Genomic DNA, 20,130 nt, shown 5'->3' on the forward strand with positions numbered 1-20,130 from the left:
TAGAGGGTAAAAGTTGAACAGATCATGCATCATAGCTGAAGCAGGTGTCAATCACAATGGCAGTGAAGAATTGGCTTTTAAACTCATCGATGCAGCGCATGACGCTGGTGTTGATATTGTTAAGTTTCAAACATTTAAAGCTAAAAATCTTGTAACCAAGAATGCTAAACAAGCTGTTTACCAGCAAGAGAATACTGGGAAATCAGAGTCACAATTGTCAATGTTAAGTCGTTTAGAGTTAAGTTATGATGCTCATCATAGATTAATTAAGTACTGTAATAGTAAAGGCATCAATTTTCTTTCGACAGCGTTTGATAGCGAAAGTCTTGAGTTTTTAGTTAATGACTTGAAGTTGAAAAAACTGAAAATTCCTTCAGGAGAAATCACTAATGCCCCATTTGTTTTACAACATGCAAAAACTGGGGCTGATATTATTGTTTCAACAGGGATGGCGACCTTATCTGAAATTGAAAGGGTGCTAGGTGTTATTGCTTTTGGTTATATAGGCTCGAAAGAAAAAATCCCAACTGAGCAAGCCTTCCAAGAGGCGTATTTTTCTGCAGAAGGACGAAAGCTATTAGAGGATAAAGTTACAATATTACATTGCACAACTGAGTACCCTGCTCCTTTTACAGAAATAAATTTAAATGTATTGAATACTCTAAGACATGCATTTAATCTTCCGATTGGGTATTCAGACCACAGTAAAGGGATTACGATTCCTATCGCAGCAGTGGCTTTGGGGGCAACCGTAATTGAAAAACATTTTACGCTTGATAAGAATATGGAAGGACCAGACCATAAAGCATCTTTAAACCCAGACGAGTTGAAGCAGATGGTTATCTCTATTAGAGAAGTTGAATCTGCTATGGGGAATGGACTAAAAGGTCCAACAAGTTCAGAGGTGAAAAATAAAAATATCGCAAGGAAAAGCATAGTTGCTATAGATAAGATTCAACGCGGGCAAAGTTTTACTGAACAAAATATTGATATAAAAAGACCTGGTAGTGGGATGTCACCATACTCATGGTGGACTCTGATGGAAAAAAAAGCAACAAAAGATTATCAACCAGGAGATAATATTGACGAATAAACGTGTCGCTATTATAGGTGCAGGAGGTCATGCCTCGGCAATTCTTGATATTCTAGCAGTTTTAAATGTTGACATCACTTTAATTGTATCACCGGACCAAGTTATTGATAGGGCTGTTTTTAATGGTATTAGGATATTAAAAAGTGATGAGGAGTTATTAAGGTATAGAAATGAGGTGGATTCGCTGGTCAATGGTGTGGGTTTTGTTATAAATAGCAAAGCTCGAACTAACGTTCACAATGAATTTGTTAAACATGGTTTTGAATTTCTGACAGTAGTTTCTCCACATGCATATGTGTCTTGCCATGCTGTTATTGCCGATGGAGTTCAAGTTATGCATGGTGCAATAATCAATTGTGGGGTTAAGATTGGAAAGAATTCCATTATAAACACCGGAGCAATTCTTGAGCATGACACACTAGTCGGCTGTCATACGCATATAGCTCCTGGAGCAATAGTTTGCGGTGGTGTTAGCATCGGGAGTAATTCCTATATTGGGGCTGGCGCGACAGTGATTAATTCAATTAAAATTGGGGATAATGTCATCATTGGTGCTGGTGCAATTGTGACAAAAGATGTTATTACAAATAGCGTTGTTTATCCTGCTCGAGGAATGTCAAAAGGTTTAGGTGAGAAAAATGATTAGTAACTGGCATCAAATTAAACTCAGTGTAAATTCGACAGTGCTAGATGCTTTGGAAATTCTTAATAAGTATGCGTTGAGAATAGTATTAATTGTTAATGAACATGAGAAGCTATTAGGGGTTGTAACTGATGGTGATATTCGTAGAGGATTAGTACGTGGCATTGGCTTGCAATCTACTGTTGACAAAATAATGACAGTAAATCCGTATTATTTTTCACCAACTATTGATAGGGTTTCACGAAAAAAAATTCTTGCAGAAAAAAATATTTTAGCTGCACCACTGATACATAATGGAAAGGTTGTTGGAGTTGAAACAATACATGAAGGAAGTATTGTTCCCAGTTATGACAATCCGGTTTTTATTATGGCTGGGGGCTTTGGAACTAGATTAAGACCATTGACTAATTCCTGCCCGAAACCTATGCTCCAAATAGGTGGGAGGCCAATGTTAGAAATCATAATTGACCAATTTATAAAATTCGGCTTCAGTAACTTTTACATTTCAACCCACTTCATGCCTGAAGTAATTAGAGATTATTTTGGTAATGGTTCCAAATGGAATATTAATATTGAATATGTGCACGAAGAAAACCCCTTAGGAACAGGAGGTGCATTGGGATTATTACCAGAAGGAATATCAGAACTTCCATTGATCATGGTTAATGGGGATGTATTAACAACTATAAATTTTGAACGATTATTAAATTTCCATACTGAGAATAATGCTGCAGCTACAATGTGTGTCAGAGATTATCAATATACTATTCCATATGGTGTAATTGAAAGTGATGGTAGCAAGATTATTTCAATGGAAGAAAAACCTACAAAAAAGTTCTTTGTAAATGCTGGAATATATATCGTAAATAGCTCAGTGCGAATGGCTGTTAAAAAAAACCAACATATCGATATGCCTACACTACTTGAGCAAAAAATGAATGCAGGAAATGATGTTCTTATTTTTCCAATTCATGAGTATTGGTTGGATATTGGTAGGATGGATGATTTCAATAGAGCACAAGAAGATATTAAAATTTTGGATCTTTAAATAAATGATAAATTCAAAAAGAGTTTTAGCTATAATCCCTGCCCGAGGTGGAAGTAAACGACTTCCGAATAAGAATATGCTTCCTTTGGGAGGAAAACCACTAATCAAGTGGAGCATAGATTCTGCACTTAAGTCCAAATTTATCGACGCTGTATTAGTGACTAGTGATAGTGATGAAATACTTTCCTGCAGTGGGAGCGATAATAGATTGATAAAATTGAAAAGGAATGTAGAACTTTCAACAGACACTGCTAAGACAATAGATGTAGTTATAAATGCCATAGAGATATTAGCTGAGAAAGAAAACCATTTCGATATTGTCGTTTTGTTACAGCCTACATCACCATTACGCACCACTAGCCATATTGATGAGTCCCTTCAACTCTTTGATAAAGAGGATGCCCTGGGTGTTCAATCTGTATGTGAGTGTGCACATAGCCCTGTGTGGTGCAATGTTTTGGATGAAACGATGTCACTAAATAATTTTATAAAGAGTGACTACATAGGAGTTAGAAGTCAAGACTTAGAAACTTATTATAGAATAAATGGGGCCATTTACATCTATAATATCAAGGAATTAATAATACAAAATGCTATTTTCTTTTCACCTCGAGTTTATGCGTACAAAATGAATTCAATTGACTCTGTTGATATAGATAATAATATTGATTTTGAGTTCGCGGATTTTTTAGTAAAAAAACAGTAATAGGAATAAATGTGAAAAATATTTTATTGATCGGCGCTGGGAAGCTAGGGGTAAGGCATTTACAGGCGATCCAAAAAATTAAAATCCCAGTTAAAATTCAGGTGGTTGATAATTCTCTAAACTCTTTGCAGTTAGCCAAGGAAATATCTGGATCATCCGATATATCAAGTTCCATAAAAGCAATCACTTTCCTTCGCAATATCTCTGAAGTAGAGGGTGAAATAGATATTTGTATTATTGCCACCAGTGCTAATGTCCGCCTTCATATAATGAAGGAATTATTGAGCTTAACTAAAGTCAATAATTTTTTACTAGAAAAAGTAATGTTTCAATCTTTAACTCAACTACATGAGGCGATTAATCTTCTTAAAAGCAAGGGGGCGAAAGCATGGGTTAATTGTCCTCGTAGAATGTATGACTTTTATAAGGATTTAAAGGTGGTTTTAGATGGTGATGAGTTTGTATCGCTAAAAGTATGTGGCAGTGAGTGGGGCATGGCATGTAATAGCATCCACTTTATTGATTTATGGGCGTTTCTTTCAAAAGATGTGAAATATAATTTGAAATGTACGAAGCTTGAACCCGTTATTTATGAAAGCAAGCGCCCAGGTTTTATGGAGGTTTATGGGATTCTCACAGGTAACTCTAAAAATAGTTACTTTGAATTTATATGCACGCATGCAGATAAAGTATCTTTAGAGATAGAAATTGAAACAAACAACCATCATATTCTGATCAATGAAGTTCTTTCAAATATGAGAGTAATTGATAAAAGAAATGATAACTTTGTGGATGAAAAAATAATAGTTCCATTCCAGAGTAATCTTACTAATGTTTTTTGTGAAAATTTACTTTCTCAGCAGGAGCCCGAACTTGTGTGCTTTAGCGAATCAGCGTATCTGCATGAAAAATATTTGGAGAGTCTATTGCAATTCTTCCAAAGTATCGATTTAAAATTCAAAGAATGTCCAATAACTTAAATAGAATAGGTGAGTTAAATGATTTTGATTGTAGGTGCAGGGCCAATGGCACAAGAGTATTATAAAGTAGTGAAGGATTTGGATGGTTTAGAAAATGAAGAGGTCGTGATTATAGGACGGAATGAAAATTCCGCTCAAGAATTCTATAAAAATACAGGTAAAAAAGTTGTTACGGGGGGGGTTAATCAATATCTATTGGAAAATAAATGTGCACTCTCTATAAAAGAAGCCATCGTGGCCGTCGGTGTTGAGGCGTTATACGAAACAACAGTGGCTCTCATTCATTATGGTGTAAAAAAAATATTAGTAGAAAAACCAGCAGGGCTTGTACTGAATGAAATAAAACTCTTATCAGAGTTAGCGTCTAAGTCAAATTGTTCAATTTATGTTGCATATAACAGACGTTTCTTTAGTTCTGTATTAAAGGCAAGGGAGCTTATTGAGCAAGATGGTGGTCTTGAGTCTTTTGTTTTCGAGGTTACTGAGTGGGCATCTGTAATTGAAAAAATAAAGAAAGCTGATGGAGTAAAAGAAAACTGGTTTCTTGCAAATTCATCTCACATCGTTGACTTGGCATTCTTCTTAGGAGGTAAGCCAAATGAGATAGCGAGTTATGTATCGGGTCATACAACGTGGCACTCGAGGTCAGCTAACTTTGTCGGAGCAGGCAGAACCACAAACGATGTATTATTTAGCTATCATGGAAATTGGAACTCTCCAGGCCGTTGGAGTTTAGAATTAAGTACAGTTAAGAGTAAGTATATTTTTAGGCCTATTGAAAAACTTCAAATTCAGAAAATTAATAGTATTAACTCTGAGTTTGTAGAGGTTGATGATAGTTTAGATATTAAGTATAAGCCAGGCTTATATCTTCAGGTTAAGAGTTTCTTAAGCGATAACACTACAGATCTTTGCTGCATTGATGAACATTATAATAATTCAATCATATATTCAGAAATGGCAGGTTACAGCAAAAAAAGGGTGTGAAATGGATATTTATTATGTTGAATCTCCAGGGCAAATAATTAATGCGGCTGAAAGTATTTATGCCAGACGTGGAGATTATAAAATCATTATCAGATATAACAATAGTCATTATAATGACAGCCAAATAAAGAATGTGATTGATTTCTACATTAAGAATACTTGTCTTTTAGATGAGTCAGCAATTTATAGCTTCACTACAGGGCTTGGCTTTTTTAAAATAATATCATCTGTTTTTATGAGTCAAATAAGTCCCAAGATATTCATCGGATGTCATAAAAGCAAATACACAAAATTGTTAAAGGCTTTAAGAGTGAATTTAACTCTTATGGATGACGGAATTGCAACTCTAGTACACTTAAAGGAAGTTGGTAAGGATAACTTAATTAGCTGCATTCTAAATCGTAACTATATATTTCCATTATATACTTTTTTGTCTGTCAGTGATGGGAGAAGTATGATTTATAATGATTTCTCGTTACTGAAATCACTTTTTGAAAAGAGGGATTCGACAGGTGTAGTGTTTTTTGGTGCAAAATATGTCGAAATTGGGTTGATTGAAAAAAACAATTATTTAACCTTGTTATCTTCAGTGCTTAATTTTTTTAAAGGTGACCATGTGACATACATTCCTCACCGTGAAGAAAGTGATGAAAATTTAAAAGAATACTCTATGCTTGGATATTCTATAAAACGGTTAAGTAATCCTTCAGAAATTGCTTTAGTAAAGAATGAGATATGTCCACTTAAAGTTGCTGGTTTCTATAGTGCATCTATATTAACAAGTATTTTGATTGATGATAGTCTGGATGCTTATAGTTTTAAAATACCTGGCGATTATATCGATCAAGAGGTGAGCAATAGACTGAGTGATATATATAAGTATTTTGAAAAATATGTCCATGTTGTAGATACAGCGAAAATTTAAAATGTATAAAAAACTTTTTGGCTTTAGTGGTATAACTGTTTTTGCTTCGGTATTGGGATTTTTACTCCTTCCTCTTGTCACTAAAGTACTTCAGGTCGATGCTTTTGGTGAATATTCTCTATATTATTCAATTTCAGTTGTACTTGCGTCTGTTTTTTTATTTGGTACGCCATCTAGCTATTCACTAGTTTTTGCAGAAAAATCGGAAGAGCGGATAAAAAAAGTACAGGAAGTTTTTTCTTTTTTTATAACATGTAACATTGTTTCGTTTATATTACTACAGTTTCTGGTTATTATATTGGTTCTTTTTTATGATTTCAGCCCAGTTATTTTTTTTATACCATTATTGATAATATCTAGATCTATATATCAAGTTGTTTCTCAATACTTGAGGCTTGAAAATAAAGTTATTTATTTTGCTTTCTATCAATGTATTACTATTTCATTATCTTTCCTAGTTCCTCTTCTGACTGCTTACTTTTTCATTGTTACAGGCCTTCAATTTATAGCTGTCATGAGTTTTGTTTTTTTTATTTCTAGTATAATTGGGCTGTTCTATTTACATAATAAGGGGCAATCTTGTTACTTTGGTTTCTTCTCTATAAATTCATCTTTATTACATTTTGGCATTTTTTCAGCAGCACATGCCCTGACTGCTTCTATGGTTACAGTTTCGGATAGGTTTATTTTAGCTGGATATATGGAGAGAGAGGAATTTGCAATCTATTCATTGGCTGCTTTGTTAGCATCTACGTTATCTCTAGTATATTCCGCAATAAGTCAAAATCTGTCTCCTATTTTATATAAGAAACTAAAGGACGGGATGTCCTTTAAGTCATTATTGCTGACTTATGGTATTAAATATCTAAGCTTTGTTTTAGTCCTTTTTCTATTATATCAGCTTTTAATTAGTGTTGTTGTTTTACATTTTTTCCCTCATGCATATGCAGGTGCAATTAATATTTCTAGACTTTTGGTTGTTGGTGTATTATTTCAGGGGGGGTATTTTTTGTTTTCTTCTCTAATTATGTACCTTAGAGCGACAAATAAATTATTCATAATAACTTTAGCTTGTGGTTTATTTAATGTCACGTTTGGACTGCTAATGTGTAAATATTTTGGCCTTAAAGGTGTTGTACTATCATATTTATTAACATGGTTTATATTTATGCTTTCTACATTTTTTGTTTGTAAAAGGGGGTTTTATGCGGAATCTAATTAAAAAATTACGTGTATTTATATTTACCCTTATAGCAATTAGAAGGCTTGGGGCATATAAAGTAAAACCACGTGTTAGTGGTTTTACCTTGTTAACAAAGAAAACGTTTATAGGTCGGAATGTTAATTTCAATGGTTTTCGAATCTATGGTGAGGGGCGTGTAGATATCGGTGACAATTTTCACAGTGGTAGTGGATGCAAAATTATCACTCAAGTGCATAATTATAAGGGTAACGCTTTGCCATATGATGATACTTACATTATTAAGAATGTTAAAATTGGAGATAATGTTTGGTTTGGAATGGATGTGACTATTTTGTCTAATTGCGAAATAGGTGAAGGAGCCATTGTACAGGCAGGTTCTGTCATTGTTAGCGATATTCCAAAGTGTTCTATCGCGGGTGGTAACCCTGCGAAAGTATTTGCTATGAGAGATATAGAACATTATGAAGTGCTTAAAATTAAAGGGCAATTCCATTGATTATAAATCGTAATCTCATTTTCTTTTTGCTTTTTTATTCGTTTTTATTTCAGCAGTTTTGGATCGGTGGTATTTCCACTGCTATAAAACCATATATGATAATTACTCTTTTTTCTTTACCTTTTGTCTTTAAATTCTCCATTAATAATAAACTCAAATTACCATTATTTACTTTGGCGGTACTGATATTTTTTGCCTATATGATTTCTACAACTTTTTGGGCTGCCAATAGTCCATTGGCTTTAATAAGAACTACTGGCATATTATTGTTGATAATATGTTTCTTTTGCTTGTATGTTTTATCCGATAATATAGAACCGACCGAATTTGTTAATAAATTCTACATGTTTTCTAAATTTTTCATGCTGGCATCCTTTACTTACTTTTTCTTTGGTTTGTTCTCCTATTACATTCTCCATTTTCAGTTAGGAGATGAGCGTAAGCTTTACGGCCTTTATATGGAAGGTATATTACCTAGAATGCGTGGTTTTGCAGATAGCCCTAATAACTATGTGTTGATGGTACTTCCATTTTTCTTCTCTGCTTTACTTTTTGTCAAAAAAACAGATATAACTTTTTATTTTTTAAGTGTCATCACAGTATTATTAACTTACTCTATTACAGGGTATATCGCGTTTGCTTTACCCTTGTTATATCTTCTATTTGCTCGTGGAATAAAAACCACTGTGATAGTCCTTGGTTTCGGATGTGTTGTAGTTGTTACCATCATCGCGTTATACAATCATTATAGTGATTTTGCCGCAACCATTGATGCGAGAAGTGATAGAGTTACCACAGGAAGCGGTCGATTCGAGTTATTTTGGTATGCTATAAAGTTGATTGAAGATAGACCTGTTTTAGGTTACGGTCTTGCCCAGAGCAGGGTTTATTTGGAGGGTTTTCAAGGAAGGGATTTGCAAAGCATGCATAACTCTTTCTTGGAGGTTTATTTTGAGGGTGGTGTTATAGGTGTATTTTTGTTTATCTTTTGTTGGGTTTCTCTTCTTAGATATTTGAAACGCATTAATATAAATAGGAGGGAGAGAAATATACTATATTGCTATGTGCTTTCCCTTCTTGTCTTTTCATCAGCAAATATGATGGTATATGTTGAATTGATGGTTTTAAATATATTTTGCGTTTGTTTTTATGCTAACCTGTGTAAAAAGAATTTATATTGCAGAACGTTAATTTAAAACATTTATTTTATAACTGATTTGAGTGAAATACTATGCCTCTAGTTTCAATTATTACACCTTCATATAATTCATCAAAGTTTCTCCTGCAAACATATAACTCGATCAAGAGTCAGACACATGAAAATTGGGAATGGTTAGTTACAGATGATTGTTCTACAGATTCCACAATGGAGATACTTCAGGAAATAGCGATTAATGATTTTAGGGTAAGGATAGCATCGAATTCTAAAAATTCTGGTGCAGCAGTCGCAAGGAACAACTCTTTGGTAAGAGCTAAAGGTGATTTTATTGCTTTTGTCGATAGTGATGATATGTGGGATTGCGATAAGTTAAGAAAACAGATTTCGTTTATGGAAAACTGTGGAATAAATTTTTCATTTACTGCATTCAGACTTCTGAATGAGAATGGACATAGTTTAAATAAAAATATAGACATTAATAATAATGATTCTTTTGATTATAATGACATGTTAAGAAAAAAGGCGACCATTGGTTGCTCTACTGTAGTATTAAGAAGATGTGCTTTTGAAGAGATTTCAATGCCTTTAATTCGGACAGGGCAAGACTATGCATTATGGCTAAAATTACTGCGACAAAATCATCGAGCTTATCTATTGCCTGAGGCTCTTACTAGCTATCGTATCGTTTCTAACTCAATATCTAGAAATAAATTTAAAAAAGCAAAAAGGCAATGGGAAATTTATAGAAAAATTGAAAGATTATCACTACTTAGATCACTAGAGTGTTTCGCATATTACTCTATCAGGGCTGTACTTAGGTAATTTTTTAAGTGAGGTTATAGTGGATCGTCGCAGTTTGTTTAGTAAAGCTCTTCTTTCACTCTTCTCAATTACTTCTTTGAGTCTACTCTTCAATCGTAGCAACGCCAGTGAAAAAGAAGATGTAATTGCCACTCCAAACGATAATTTCAAAAGTGATCCTCTTAATTATGAGTTTGAAAGTAAGGCAAAGAATATTAAATCTATTAGAGATGCCATCGATAATAGTCAGTTCCAATATTCTATCTCTGTTCTAAAAAATGGAGGTATTAATGATAGGTTTTTTGATAACTCTGAACTCATTCAGAAATTAATAAACTCAATGGACAAGGGGATTATAACAATCGAAAATGGTTGTCTATGGCATGAAAAATCTATCCTGCTAAAGAATGATGTTCAATTGATCGATTTTTCTGGTTTTAATTCCGATTCTGGCCAATGGGGAGGGCAAATTAAATTTATACTTAAGACCTCACAGCCTGAAAAGAAAAATGCTAATGAAATTGTGATTAAAAGTAACCATCATCCGGCATTAGTTGTGGATAACTCGGGGGGCGGAATTGCGAGTCGATCTTCAGTAGTTTTTAGATATGAAGGTTCGACTCGTTGGGCTTTGGGACAAGGCATTTCAGATTCGGACCAAGACTTTCGGATTGCGGGTGGTAAATGGTCGCCGTTAGCCGGGCGATTTTATATTAGCTGGAATAGGGATACAATGTCTTGGAATGCTCCTTTACTGAATGATGTTAACTACCATTATGGGTGCCGGTCATGGTCTGGAAATATTATAACTAGGTATTCTGCAAGGAAATTTTATGGTACCGAGTTTCAATTCCATTCTAATGTAGGTCGTGATACATCTGTTCAATGCCAAAGGATTTGTTATAATTCTGATGGAACGATAGATTTCTATCAATTGGGAAATAAAACATTAAGTATCGGTGTTGGCGGTGAATTGTTTTCTAATCGTAAAAAGATAATTCATCAAACTTCTCTATGCTTCCTGAATGAATTTGACAGTAATGTCACTCATACAAATAAAGGAGGAAAAAAAACAGTGGTTTTTGTCCTTCCTAAAGCACAGGAGGGTTTGGTGTATACATTCCTTGTGGTTAACGAGTCTGGTATAATTGTTAAATTAAAAGCGGATGCAGTTTTTAGAGCGGCGGTTAACAAAGTTAAATTGGAATCCAAGGCTATTGGATCTTGTGTTACGATAATTTGCGTGGAAGATGGTGTTTGGGATATTTTATCTCAATATGGTAGCTGGCAGGGACTACATCATGATTCTATGTAACCGCCAAGTTACCTGACAGCGCATATATGGTGCCAGGCATATTGGAGGTTCTCGCTGAGAAGGACTGTGTATTTTGTCCAGACACATGCGTGATGTGGTGAGCCGATGATCCATGCGAAATGTCACTCACGCTAGGGTTTAAGACGCTTTTTCAGGCTCTTCGCAGAGGGCATGCCTGTTACCGCAACTGCGAACACTGGATTTATTGCCCGTTAAAACTGAATTTTCTTCGAAAGGGAATGCAGCGTATGCTGACTTACAATCCGGCTCCGCTTGCAGTGCCGGAAGCGCTGAACTAGAGCTGGTCCATCGTTTTTATGTATAATACGTTGGTTTGTAGACAGCATTTTCGGATTTTCAACGTTGTGAATGTTTTTAACAGCGAGCCCATGCGATAGAAATCGAACTGAATATCTCGGAGCTGCGTATCGTTCGGGGGCTGGTGTGGATATTGGTAAGCCGCGGTTATTCGTTGAAGATGCGGAAAGATAACGGGCCGGAACTGATATCACTTGCGCTGGCACAATGGGCGAGGAACATGACGTAATACTAAAATTTATAAACTAGGTAAGGCGATATAGATTGCTTTTATCGAACAATTTAACAGAACGTAACGGACAGAAATACTAGTTTTTTACCTATTCAAAACGCTGAATAAAGCGCGGTAGCTCATAGGTCGCTGATCGGGTGAAAACAATAGCGAACGGTCTTATGAATTCCTGAATAACCTAGCGCTGGAAGAATACCGGCAGATGCCTGAAAAACCAGGAATCTCAAAAGTACGTGGAATTAAAATTTGTGTGTTAACAAAACCATATTTCCCGATATGATAAATTCTGCGGCTATCATCCCAAAAGTAAAATGAAAACTCATTTCTAATAGCACTATTTTATGCTGCTTTGCTACCAGGGCGACTTCCCGTCTGATCAGATTGGAAGTCAGTTCACCTAAATACCCCCTGATACAGTGACTCCAACTTCCTGCTTATTGCTCTGTAGGCAACTTTTGATATTCCCGCACTCAATTTCGATATTCCACTAAGTCTAATAAAGCTCCGCTACTGCTTCCGCCGGGCAACTGTCCGATTGTAATGATGTCAATACAGTTTTCTCCATAGCATCAAGTTTATAACTTGGCAGGGTAGCCGTTGAAGATTTCAAGAGTACAATAGTCACCTACTGACTTAGCATTCTCCACATCATTTGCATACTTAAGGGGTAACAATGGCAATTCTAGTCACCGGTGGTGCCGGCTACATCGGTTCCCACACCGTTCTGGCCCTGCTGGAGCGAGGAGAGGAGGTCGTCGTCCTAGACAACCTATCGAACTCATCCGAAGAGTCACTGCACCGTGTGGAACAGCTAACGGGTAAAGCAGCCATCTTCTATCAGGGTGACATCCAAGATACAGAGTGTCTGAACCGTATCTTTGGTGGTCACCGAATCTCCTCCGTGATCCACTTTGCTGGCCTCAAAGCAGTAGGGGAGTCAACCCGCAAACCGTTAGAGTATTATCATAACAACGTCTCTGGCACTCTGGTGCTACTGGATGAGATGCGTCGTGCCGGAGTTCACCAGTTTATCTTCAGTTCCTCGGCCACTGTCTATGGTGCTAACTCTCCAGTGCCTTACGTTGAAACCACACCTATTGGTGGTACGACTAGCCCGTACGGCACATCCAAACTGATGGTTGAGCAGATCCTGCAGGACTTCGCTAAGGCTGAGCCGCAATTCTCGATTATCGCTTTACGCTACTTCAACCCAGTTGGTGCTCATGAGTCTGGTCTGATTGGCGAAGATCCCAATGGCATCCCTAATAACCTGTTGCCTTACATCTCGCAGGTTGCTATCGGCAAGCTAGAGAAGCTGGGTATTTTCGGCGGCGATTATCCAACCGAAGATGGTACCGGCGTGCGTGACTACATTCATGTGATGGATCTGGCGGAAGGCCACCTGATGGCCATGGATCATCTGAAGAAGGTTGAAGGATTCAAAGCTTACAACCTGGGAGCTGGCGTTGGATTCTCCGTACTGGAAATGGTGAATGCTTTTGAGAAAGCTTCAGGCGTAGCTATTCCTTATCAGATTTTGCCGCGTCGCGATGGCGATTTACCTGCATTCTGGGCCGACGCCAACCTGGCGCGCCAAGAGCTGGGCTGGGAGGTTAGCCGTGGCATTGATGAGATGATGCGTGACACCTGGAACTGGCAGAAGAACAACCCGCAGGGATATGGCAGTAAATACTGAAGTAAGTTCCAGCAGATTATCCGATTTTAAAAAGCCCATTTGTGGGCTTTTTTTTCGCCTTCATAATCAGAAGCCTGCTATCAATATGCTGCCTTAATTATAAAATTATTAATCTAATGTGTCTTAATTATATGATATTAAATGAGTTTACTTATTACACAAGGAATTAGCTCAATAAAGCAGCGAACGTTATCAGATAAACCTGAAAGAGTGGATAATGTACAGGTGTTTTACAGCTTCGGTGATAGCATACGCTTCAAAAATCTCAATTATCAGACGTTAGCACTCGGTCGGAGTACGGTTGAGTATCTGTTTAGGCTGGGTAGCTCAATGTAGGCGTTGGGAATAACTTAAAATTTATATTTTATTTCAGTCGGTTGGTAGCTGTTAAGCCAAGGGCGGTAGCGTGTTTTTTTTAATCTGGCAGTGAGTGGAACTTGTTTTTGATTATTTTCTGACCGCGTATCTACGACATATCATTATACTTCATAGTGTAACAAAATATGACATTCCTAGACAAAATCAGAATAATGACCTACTGGTTTGCCAGAAGATTAAAGTGAGATATTACTGGAAGAACGCTGGTGAAATCCGTGATTAGTGTGCTTTTTTTAAGCTATTGTATTAATTTAAAATTTATAAACTGGCGCAATGGGTAGGAATGTTACTAACCATAATATAAGTGGTTTCTGATGGCTAATAACGGTGAGTTCTTGTATTATGTCGCGCTTATTTAGTATGGTTAACAGCGCAACATGTTGATTTTAAGGTGATTATTTATTCTGTTGATATTGAGCAGATGACTACAGAGTAACCTGTGGTGAATGTTAAATCATCGATGCTTGTGTGTTTGCCAAAAGTCTCACCGTGCTGTTTAGAAGGTTATATGAAAACCGATGAAGTCTACGGTGAGTTGCATGGTACCGATGAGCGGTTCACTGTAACCATGCATGCACCAAGTAACCTTTACTCAGCCTCGAAATCCTCAAGCGACCTTAGAGTATGAAAATGAAAGGTATTGTTTTAGCTGGCGGGTCAGGTACACGTCTTTACCCCATTACTCGTGGGGTTTCAAAGCAACTGCTGCCTATCTATGATAAACCGATGATTTATTACCCGCTGTCAGTATTGATGCTGGCAGGGATCCGCGAAATTTTGATAATTTCGACACCAGAAGATGTGCCGTCATTCAAACGGTTACTGGGTGATGGGAGCCGTTTTGGGATTTCTTTAAGTTATGCTATCCAACCCAGTCCAGACGGGTTGGCGCAAGCGTTTCTGATAGGTGAAGAGTTCATCAATGGTGAAAGCTGCGCGCTGGTATTAGGCGACAATATTTTCTTTGGCCAAAGTTTTGGCAAAAAGCTTGCTTCAGTGGTTGAACGTGATCTGGGAGCAACAGTGTTTGGCTACCAGGTGATGGATCCTGAGCGGTTTGGCGTGGTCGAGTTTGATGACAATTTTCGCGCCTTGTCTTTGGAGGAAAAGCCGACAAAGCCAAAATCGAACTGGGCTGTTACTGGGCTTTACTTCTATGATCATGATGTTGTTGAGTTGGCCAAGCAGGTTAAACCATCATCGCGTGGCGAATTAGAGATCACAACGCTCAATCAGATGTACTTAGAGAAGGGAAAGCTCAACGTGGAACTGTTCGGCCGCGGTTTTGCATGGCTGGACACTGGCACGCATGACAGCCTAATCGAAGCTTCACAGTTTATTCATACTATTGAAAAGCGCCAAGGCTTCAAAGTAGCCTGCCTGGAAGAGATCGCCTACCGTAAAGGGTGGCTGAGCCGTGAGCAGGTCGCTGCAGAAGCCAAATTGCTTTGCAAGACCCTTTATGGGCAATACTTATCGCAACTGATCGTGGAGAATTAAGATGCAAGTCACAGATACCAAAATCCGTGGTGTGAAGATTATTCAGCCAAAGGTATTTGGGGATGCGCGCGGCTTCTTCCTGGAAACATTTGAAAAGAAACGTTATCAGGAATTGTTGGATATTGAGCTGGATTTTGTACAAGACAACCATTCACGTTCTTCACGCGGTGTACTGCGTGGCCTGCATTTTCAAATGATAAATCCTCAAGGGAAGTTAGTACGAGTCGTTCGGGGGGAAGTTTTCGATGTCGTTGTTGATATCCGCCCTGATTCACCAACTTACGGTGCCTGGGAAGGGGTCACCCTGTCGGAAGAGAATAAGATCCAATTCTGGATCCCGCCAGGTTTGGCGCACGGTTTTGTCGTGTTATCCGACACGGCGGATTTTGAATATAAATGCACCGACTACTACAATCCTGCTCATGAGGGTTGCCTGCTGTGGAACGATCCGGACGTTGGGGGTGAATGGCCCATTGCCAACCCACTTTTATCTGATAAGGATAAACTCGGCAAGTTGCTGAAGGAATTAGGTCAATGAAAGTGTTACTTACCGGGGCCAAAGGTCAACTAGGCCAGTGCTTCTGCGATCGGCTGCCAACTGGGTGGGGCATGTTGGCTACCGATTCAAATACTCTTGATATTACCGATCTTGAAAAGGTTAAGAACATTGCTGCTGCGTATCAACCCGACTTTATAGTTAACGCTGCAGCATATACTGCTGTAGATAAAGCAGAATTTGAATGCGAAACTGCCGCACTAATCAATGAGATCGGGCCGAAAAATCTGGCTATGGTCGCAAGTGAAATTGGTGCGCGGTTGGTCCATATTTCAACGGATTATGTGTTTGATGGTGATGCCACAACACCTTACAGTGAAGTCGCTGACACCAATCCGTTGGGAGTTTATGGCCATACTAAATTGCAAGGTGAACTTGCGGTAAGCCAAATTCAACCCGAAGCGTTGATTATTCGTACTGCATGGGTTTTTAGTGAGTATGGGAATAATTTTGTGAAAACAATGCTGCGTCTGGCTCAGGGACGGGATAGGTTAGGTATTGTTGCCGATCAGCGTGGCTGCCCGACTTATGCTGGTGATATAGCCCAGGCGGTAATCACTTTGCTACAGAAAGAAGCCCCAGGTGGTATTTATCATTTCTGCGGTAATAGCGAAGTGGCATGGAACGAGTTTGCTGAGATCATTTTCTCTTCAGCACTACAACAAGGAATTCTGGAACAGGTTCCTGTTGTTAATGGCATCACCACTGAACAATATCCGACCCCAGCTAAACGACCTAAGTACTCGGTTTTGAACTGCGAAAAGATTCAAAACGTAGGAGTCAAACTTTCCCCTTGGAAAGAGCGTGTTGAGTTCGTTGTTGCCAACTGTCAGAAGTTGTAACCTCTTTCTCATACAGGCTCGCTATTCGAGCCTGTATGCTTGCCCCGTCTTCCAGCCAAAACGATTGCTTCCTTCACGGAAACTCACCTGCACCTTTTGCACATAAATGAAAGTTAGATTGCTCGGTTTTTCCTGATTGAACACCCTTTTTAACCATGAAAGCCGTATTTATAATGAGAGCGGCGATTAATAGGTTGGCTTGTTTTGTCACGCGCCAAGCATCATCTGAAACCTGCCTGCTTAATAAATACACATCCGTGATTGTTGTTTTTACAAAAAATATCAATAAATAACATGTTGTTACCACTTTTGTTTGCCTTGAAATCCAACTGATTAAGCGCAGTATTTTTTGGGCTTGGTGTCGGATATTTTGATTATTTGTGCTACCCTCCGGTACTTTCCTTAGAGGGTGAAAACCCAATAGTTAACGTCTAATTTGTTTACTATTGATTCAAAAATAAGCGGACCAGTTAGCGTAAGGTATGTTCTAAGGTGCCTGTCCTGCAAGCTGTTATCGGTTTTACGCGGGAGGGGCTTTACCAGCGGTTTGTCTAAGGGCGTGATTGATAAGTCAGTCGCTGATGTAGAGTTAAAAGCGCGAAAGGCGGGCATTCCTGCTCAAAATGTGCGGAAAACAGTGACCCCGGCTGTAATCATATGGGTTATGAGGAAACGGCTTGGTGGCAACCTATCCGGGAGTAACAAACCTGGCTCAGGTAGCTGGTTTGATCCGCCCTCATTTAGGGGAATATGATGCTGTTTTCGGGGTAGTACATCTTCAACTGGATGAAATCAAAGGGATAGGGTTGTCCCCCTTTGGCGTTTTACTCATTGAGTTATCATTTTTTATTCGACATTGGTGAATGATAAGCGCAACACACACCTGGCACTGCTTGGTAGTGTGCCACTGTCAGAATGATGGATCCAGGAACTTCATACGGCATGTCTTTAGAATCAGAAAAGTACCAAATTGTTGCGTCAATCGTCTTGTACAACCATAGCTACGCCCAGTTGGAGGATACGTTGTCTTCCTTGCTCAGTGAGGCATGCGTTGAAAAGATAGTGTTGGTCGATAACGGTGGCTCAGCCTGGGCTGCTTCCCTGAACAATCCGCGTATCACCTACATTGCGGCTGTGAAGAACAAAGGATTCGGCTATGGCCATAATCTTGCGATGGGGCAGTTTTTAGATAAGTGTGATTACTTTTTGATTTGTAACCCTGATGTCAGTTTTACTCAGGGGGAGCTTGAGAGTCTTTACCATTTTGCGCGTGATGGTAGACACCAGTTTGTTTCGCCTCGTATTTACTATACCGATGGGCGCTTACAGTACAGTTGCCGCTTGCTACCTACGCCCGCCAATTTATTTCTTCGCCGCTTTATCCCTCGTTGGGGGGCAAAGCTGGACGTCACGTATGAAATCCAATCTGCTGATTTTACCCAAGCTTTTTCTGTGCCGTCAGTTACCGGCTGTTTCATGCTGATGGATTCAACACTGCTAAAAAAACTGGGTGGATTTGACGAGCGCTACTTCATGTACCTCGAGGATGTGGACCTCTGCAGGCGAGCATTGGTTTTGACCGACATTGTGTTTTATCCCGGCGCCACGATAACTCATGTCTTCGGAAAGGGGTCATATAAGAATTTGAATTTATTGGGTTATCATGTGAAATCGGCGATTTCTTACTTTAACAAGTGGGGGTGGTTTTGTGACAGTGAGCGAGTCATCGCCAATCAGAAGTGTTTAAAGACGATTCCCATGACTTCTCCTGCAAAGAAGCGGTAAAATAGCCGATTGGCAAAGGTAGTGCTTTTGTGGGCCTAATTAAATTTAAGGTATTGCTAATGTTATTTTTGACTGAGTGTGATTCTGAGCTGCAACGTACGGTATGTATGATGGGGGCGGCTGATGAGCAATCCGCATAAAACGTTGCCTCTGTCACCGTTGGCCTTGATTCGCAATATTTGGGGATTCAAATCTCTTATTCTACAGATGACGAAGCGTGAGGTTGTTGGCCGCTACAAGGGCTCTACCATGGGGCTGGCATGGTCATTCTTGAATCCGCTGTTTATGCTGATAGTTTATACATTTGTTTTTTCAGTGGTTTTCAAGGCTCGTTGGTCTGTTGGTGGTGATGAAAGCCGCACTCAGTTTGCTGTCATTTTGTTTGTAGGCATGATCGTTCACGGCTTTTTTGCCGAGGTCGTCAACCGGGCACCTCAAATTATTCTGGGTAATACCAACTATGTGAAGAAAGTCGTTTTCCCTTTGGAGACCCTGCCGGTGATCGGTCTTTGTGCTGCAATGTTCCATACGCTGATCAGTCTTGTTGTACTTCTTTGTGCCTTCTTCTTGTTTAATGGATTTTTGCATTGGACGATCATTTTTTTGCCGCTGGTTTTCTTGCCTCTGGTGGTTTTTTGCCTCGGTTTGGCGTGGATCCTGGCATCATTAGGGGTGTTTATCCGGGATGTAGGCCAAACAACGGTCATTATCACCACTGTAATGATGTTCTTGTCACCCGTTTTTTTCCCCATTACAGCTTTACCAGAGAAATACAGGATTTGGATCATGTTGAATCCTCTCACTTTTATCATTGAGCAATCTCGTAATGTGTTGATCTGGGGGCGTATCCCTGATTGGCTAGGCTTGGGGGTCTATACCCTGGCCGCAGCGGTTGTAGCCTGGCTGGGCTTTGTCTTTTTCCAGAAAACCAGAAAGGGGTTTGCTGATGTCCTCTAACGAGATAGCAATAGAAGTCACAGGATTGAGCAAATGTTATCAGATCTACGATCGTCCACGTGATCGTCTGAAACAGTTCTTTGCCCCCAAACTGCAACGTGCGATCCGTCGTGAGTCAAGACGCTATTTCCGTGAGTTTTGGGCACTGAGAAATGTTTCTTTTAGTATTAAAAAGGGCGAGACCGTTGGCATTATTGGCCGTAATGGAGCAGGTAAATCCACTCTATTGCAGATGATCTGCGGAACGTTGACTCCCACAGAGGGGGATATTCAGGTTCACGGTAGAATTGCAGCTTTGCTAGAGCTAGGGGCGGGTTTTAATCCTGAATTTACCGGCCGGGATAATGTTTACCTTAACGGCGCTGTGCTTGGGTTCACGCGGGAGCAGGTTGACTCTCGTTTCCAAGAGATTATTGACTTTGCTGATATTGGTGAATTTATTGACCAACCGGTTAAAACCTATTCAAGCGGCATGTACGTCCGCCTGGCGTTTGCCGTCCAGGCATGTG

Annotated in this window: 21 protein-coding genes and 2 pseudogenes; 22 read left to right on the forward strand and 1 reads right to left on the reverse strand. The window is 39.0% G+C overall.

Annotation, left to right across the window (positions count from 1 at the left end; all coding sequences use genetic code 11):
• Positions 1 to 13: 13 nt before the first annotated feature.
• The 18 genes and pseudogenes from neuB to rfbD all read left to right on the forward strand — a co-directional run bounded on the left by neuB (position 14) and on the right by rfbD (position 16,879).
• Entirely contained in the window at positions 14 to 1,093 is a 1,080-nt protein-coding gene (gene neuB / locus ACLQ7H_RS01475) for an N-acetylneuraminate synthase (protein WP_411751135.1), read from the forward strand.
• Positions 1,083 to 1,739, forward strand: a complete 657-nt coding sequence (locus ACLQ7H_RS01480) for an acetyltransferase (protein WP_411751136.1) — start codon at positions 1,083 to 1,085, stop codon at positions 1,737 to 1,739. Before neuB ends, ACLQ7H_RS01480 begins: the two co-directional genes overlap by 11 nt.
• Complete coding sequence (locus ACLQ7H_RS01485) at positions 1,732 to 2,784, forward strand: nucleotidyltransferase family protein (protein WP_411751137.1); 1,053 nt, start codon at positions 1,732 to 1,734, stop codon at positions 2,782 to 2,784. Before ACLQ7H_RS01480 ends, ACLQ7H_RS01485 begins: the two co-directional genes overlap by 8 nt.
• Before the next feature lie 4 nt (positions 2,785 to 2,788).
• A complete protein-coding gene (locus tag ACLQ7H_RS01490) occupies positions 2,789 to 3,490 on the forward strand; it encodes a cytidylyltransferase domain-containing protein (protein WP_411751138.1) in 702 nt (233 codons plus the stop codon).
• A gap of 11 nt (positions 3,491 to 3,501) precedes the next feature.
• The gene (locus ACLQ7H_RS01495) at positions 3,502 to 4,470 is read left to right on the forward strand and encodes a Gfo/Idh/MocA family oxidoreductase (protein WP_411751139.1); all 969 of its coding nucleotides are present in this window, start codon (positions 3,502 to 3,504) and stop codon (positions 4,468 to 4,470) included.
• A gap of 18 nt (positions 4,471 to 4,488) precedes the next feature.
• Entirely contained in the window at positions 4,489 to 5,457 is a 969-nt protein-coding gene (locus ACLQ7H_RS01500) for a Gfo/Idh/MocA family protein (RefSeq protein ID WP_411751140.1), read from the forward strand.
• A 1-nt stretch (position 5,458) separates the two neighbouring features.
• Positions 5,459 to 6,382 carry a hypothetical protein gene (locus ACLQ7H_RS01505; protein ID WP_411751141.1) on the forward strand — a complete coding sequence of 308 codons (924 nt, stop codon included), beginning with the start codon at positions 5,459 to 5,461 and terminating at the stop codon, positions 6,380 to 6,382.
• Position 6,383: 1 nt separating this feature from the next.
• Positions 6,384 to 7,604 carry a lipopolysaccharide biosynthesis protein gene (locus ACLQ7H_RS01510; RefSeq protein ID WP_411751142.1) on the forward strand — a complete coding sequence of 407 codons (1,221 nt, stop codon included), beginning with the start codon at positions 6,384 to 6,386 and terminating at the stop codon, positions 7,602 to 7,604.
• Positions 7,588 to 8,082, forward strand: a complete 495-nt coding sequence (locus tag ACLQ7H_RS01515; protein ID WP_411751143.1) for an acyltransferase — start codon at positions 7,588 to 7,590, stop codon at positions 8,080 to 8,082. Before ACLQ7H_RS01510 ends, ACLQ7H_RS01515 begins: the two co-directional genes overlap by 17 nt.
• A complete protein-coding gene (locus ACLQ7H_RS01520; protein ID WP_411751144.1) occupies positions 8,079 to 9,278 on the forward strand; it encodes an O-antigen ligase family protein in 1,200 nt (399 codons plus the stop codon). The genes ACLQ7H_RS01515 and ACLQ7H_RS01520 overlap by 4 nt, the downstream gene beginning before the upstream one ends.
• Before the next feature lie 35 nt (positions 9,279 to 9,313).
• On the forward strand, positions 9,314 to 10,063 hold the full coding sequence (locus tag ACLQ7H_RS01525) for a glycosyltransferase family 2 protein (RefSeq protein ID WP_411751145.1): 750 nt from the start codon (positions 9,314 to 9,316) through the stop codon (positions 10,061 to 10,063).
• A 19-nt stretch (positions 10,064 to 10,082) separates the two neighbouring features.
• The gene (locus tag ACLQ7H_RS01530; RefSeq protein WP_411751146.1) at positions 10,083 to 11,357 is read left to right on the forward strand and encodes a hypothetical protein; all 1,275 of its coding nucleotides are present in this window, start codon (positions 10,083 to 10,085) and stop codon (positions 11,355 to 11,357) included.
• A 107-nt stretch (positions 11,358 to 11,464) separates the two neighbouring features.
• Positions 11,465 to 12,187: pseudogene (locus tag ACLQ7H_RS01535) on the forward strand (IS3 family transposase); the annotation flags it as partial.
• A gap of 393 nt (positions 12,188 to 12,580) precedes the next feature.
• Positions 12,581 to 13,603, forward strand: a complete 1,023-nt coding sequence (gene galE, locus ACLQ7H_RS01540; protein WP_411751147.1) for a UDP-glucose 4-epimerase GalE — start codon at positions 12,581 to 12,583, stop codon at positions 13,601 to 13,603.
• 883 nt (positions 13,604 to 14,486) lie between these two features.
• Positions 14,487 to 14,597 (forward strand): annotated as a pseudogene (locus ACLQ7H_RS01545) (dTDP-glucose 4,6-dehydratase); the annotation flags it as partial.
• A gap of 14 nt (positions 14,598 to 14,611) precedes the next feature.
• The gene (gene rfbA / locus ACLQ7H_RS01550) at positions 14,612 to 15,481 is read left to right on the forward strand and encodes a glucose-1-phosphate thymidylyltransferase RfbA (RefSeq protein ID WP_411751148.1); all 870 of its coding nucleotides are present in this window, start codon (positions 14,612 to 14,614) and stop codon (positions 15,479 to 15,481) included.
• A gap of 1 nt (position 15,482) precedes the next feature.
• Positions 15,483 to 16,019, forward strand: a complete 537-nt coding sequence (gene rfbC / locus ACLQ7H_RS01555) for a dTDP-4-dehydrorhamnose 3,5-epimerase (RefSeq protein WP_411751149.1) — start codon at positions 15,483 to 15,485, stop codon at positions 16,017 to 16,019.
• Complete coding sequence (rfbD, locus tag ACLQ7H_RS01560; protein WP_411751150.1) at positions 16,016 to 16,879, forward strand: dTDP-4-dehydrorhamnose reductase; 864 nt, start codon at positions 16,016 to 16,018, stop codon at positions 16,877 to 16,879. The genes rfbC and rfbD overlap by 4 nt, the downstream gene beginning before the upstream one ends.
• Positions 16,880 to 16,952: 73 nt before the next feature.
• On the opposite strand, the gene ACLQ7H_RS01565 is transcribed toward rfbD, so the two are convergent.
• Positions 16,953 to 17,186, reverse strand: a complete 234-nt coding sequence (locus ACLQ7H_RS01565) for a hypothetical protein (RefSeq protein ID WP_411751151.1) — start codon at positions 17,184 to 17,186, stop codon at positions 16,953 to 16,955.
• Positions 17,187 to 17,559: 373 nt separating this feature from the next.
• Between ACLQ7H_RS01565 and ACLQ7H_RS01570 the strand changes: the two genes are divergently transcribed.
• From ACLQ7H_RS01570 to ACLQ7H_RS01585, 4 genes are all read left to right on the forward strand, one after another.
• Positions 17,560 to 17,742, forward strand: coding sequence for a hypothetical protein (locus ACLQ7H_RS01570; RefSeq protein ID WP_411751152.1), 183 nt, complete (start codon positions 17,560 to 17,562; stop codon positions 17,740 to 17,742).
• A gap of 79 nt (positions 17,743 to 17,821) precedes the next feature.
• Entirely contained in the window at positions 17,822 to 18,664 is an 843-nt protein-coding gene (locus tag ACLQ7H_RS01575; protein WP_411751153.1) for a glycosyltransferase, read from the forward strand.
• Positions 18,665 to 18,787: 123 nt separating this feature from the next.
• Positions 18,788 to 19,621 (forward strand): ABC transporter permease, encoded by an 834-nt coding sequence (locus tag ACLQ7H_RS01580; protein ID WP_411751154.1) that lies wholly within the window; start codon positions 18,788 to 18,790, stop codon positions 19,619 to 19,621.
• Positions 19,611 to 20,130, forward strand: a 520-nt coding sequence (locus ACLQ7H_RS01585; RefSeq protein WP_411751155.1) for an ABC transporter ATP-binding protein, incomplete at its 3' end; no start/stop codon positions are given. The genes ACLQ7H_RS01580 and ACLQ7H_RS01585, both read left to right, overlap by 11 nt.

The sequence above is a fragment of the Serratia sp. (in: enterobacteria) genome (genome assembly GCF_046715635.1).
Lineage (GTDB): Bacteria > Pseudomonadota > Gammaproteobacteria > Enterobacterales > Enterobacteriaceae > Chania.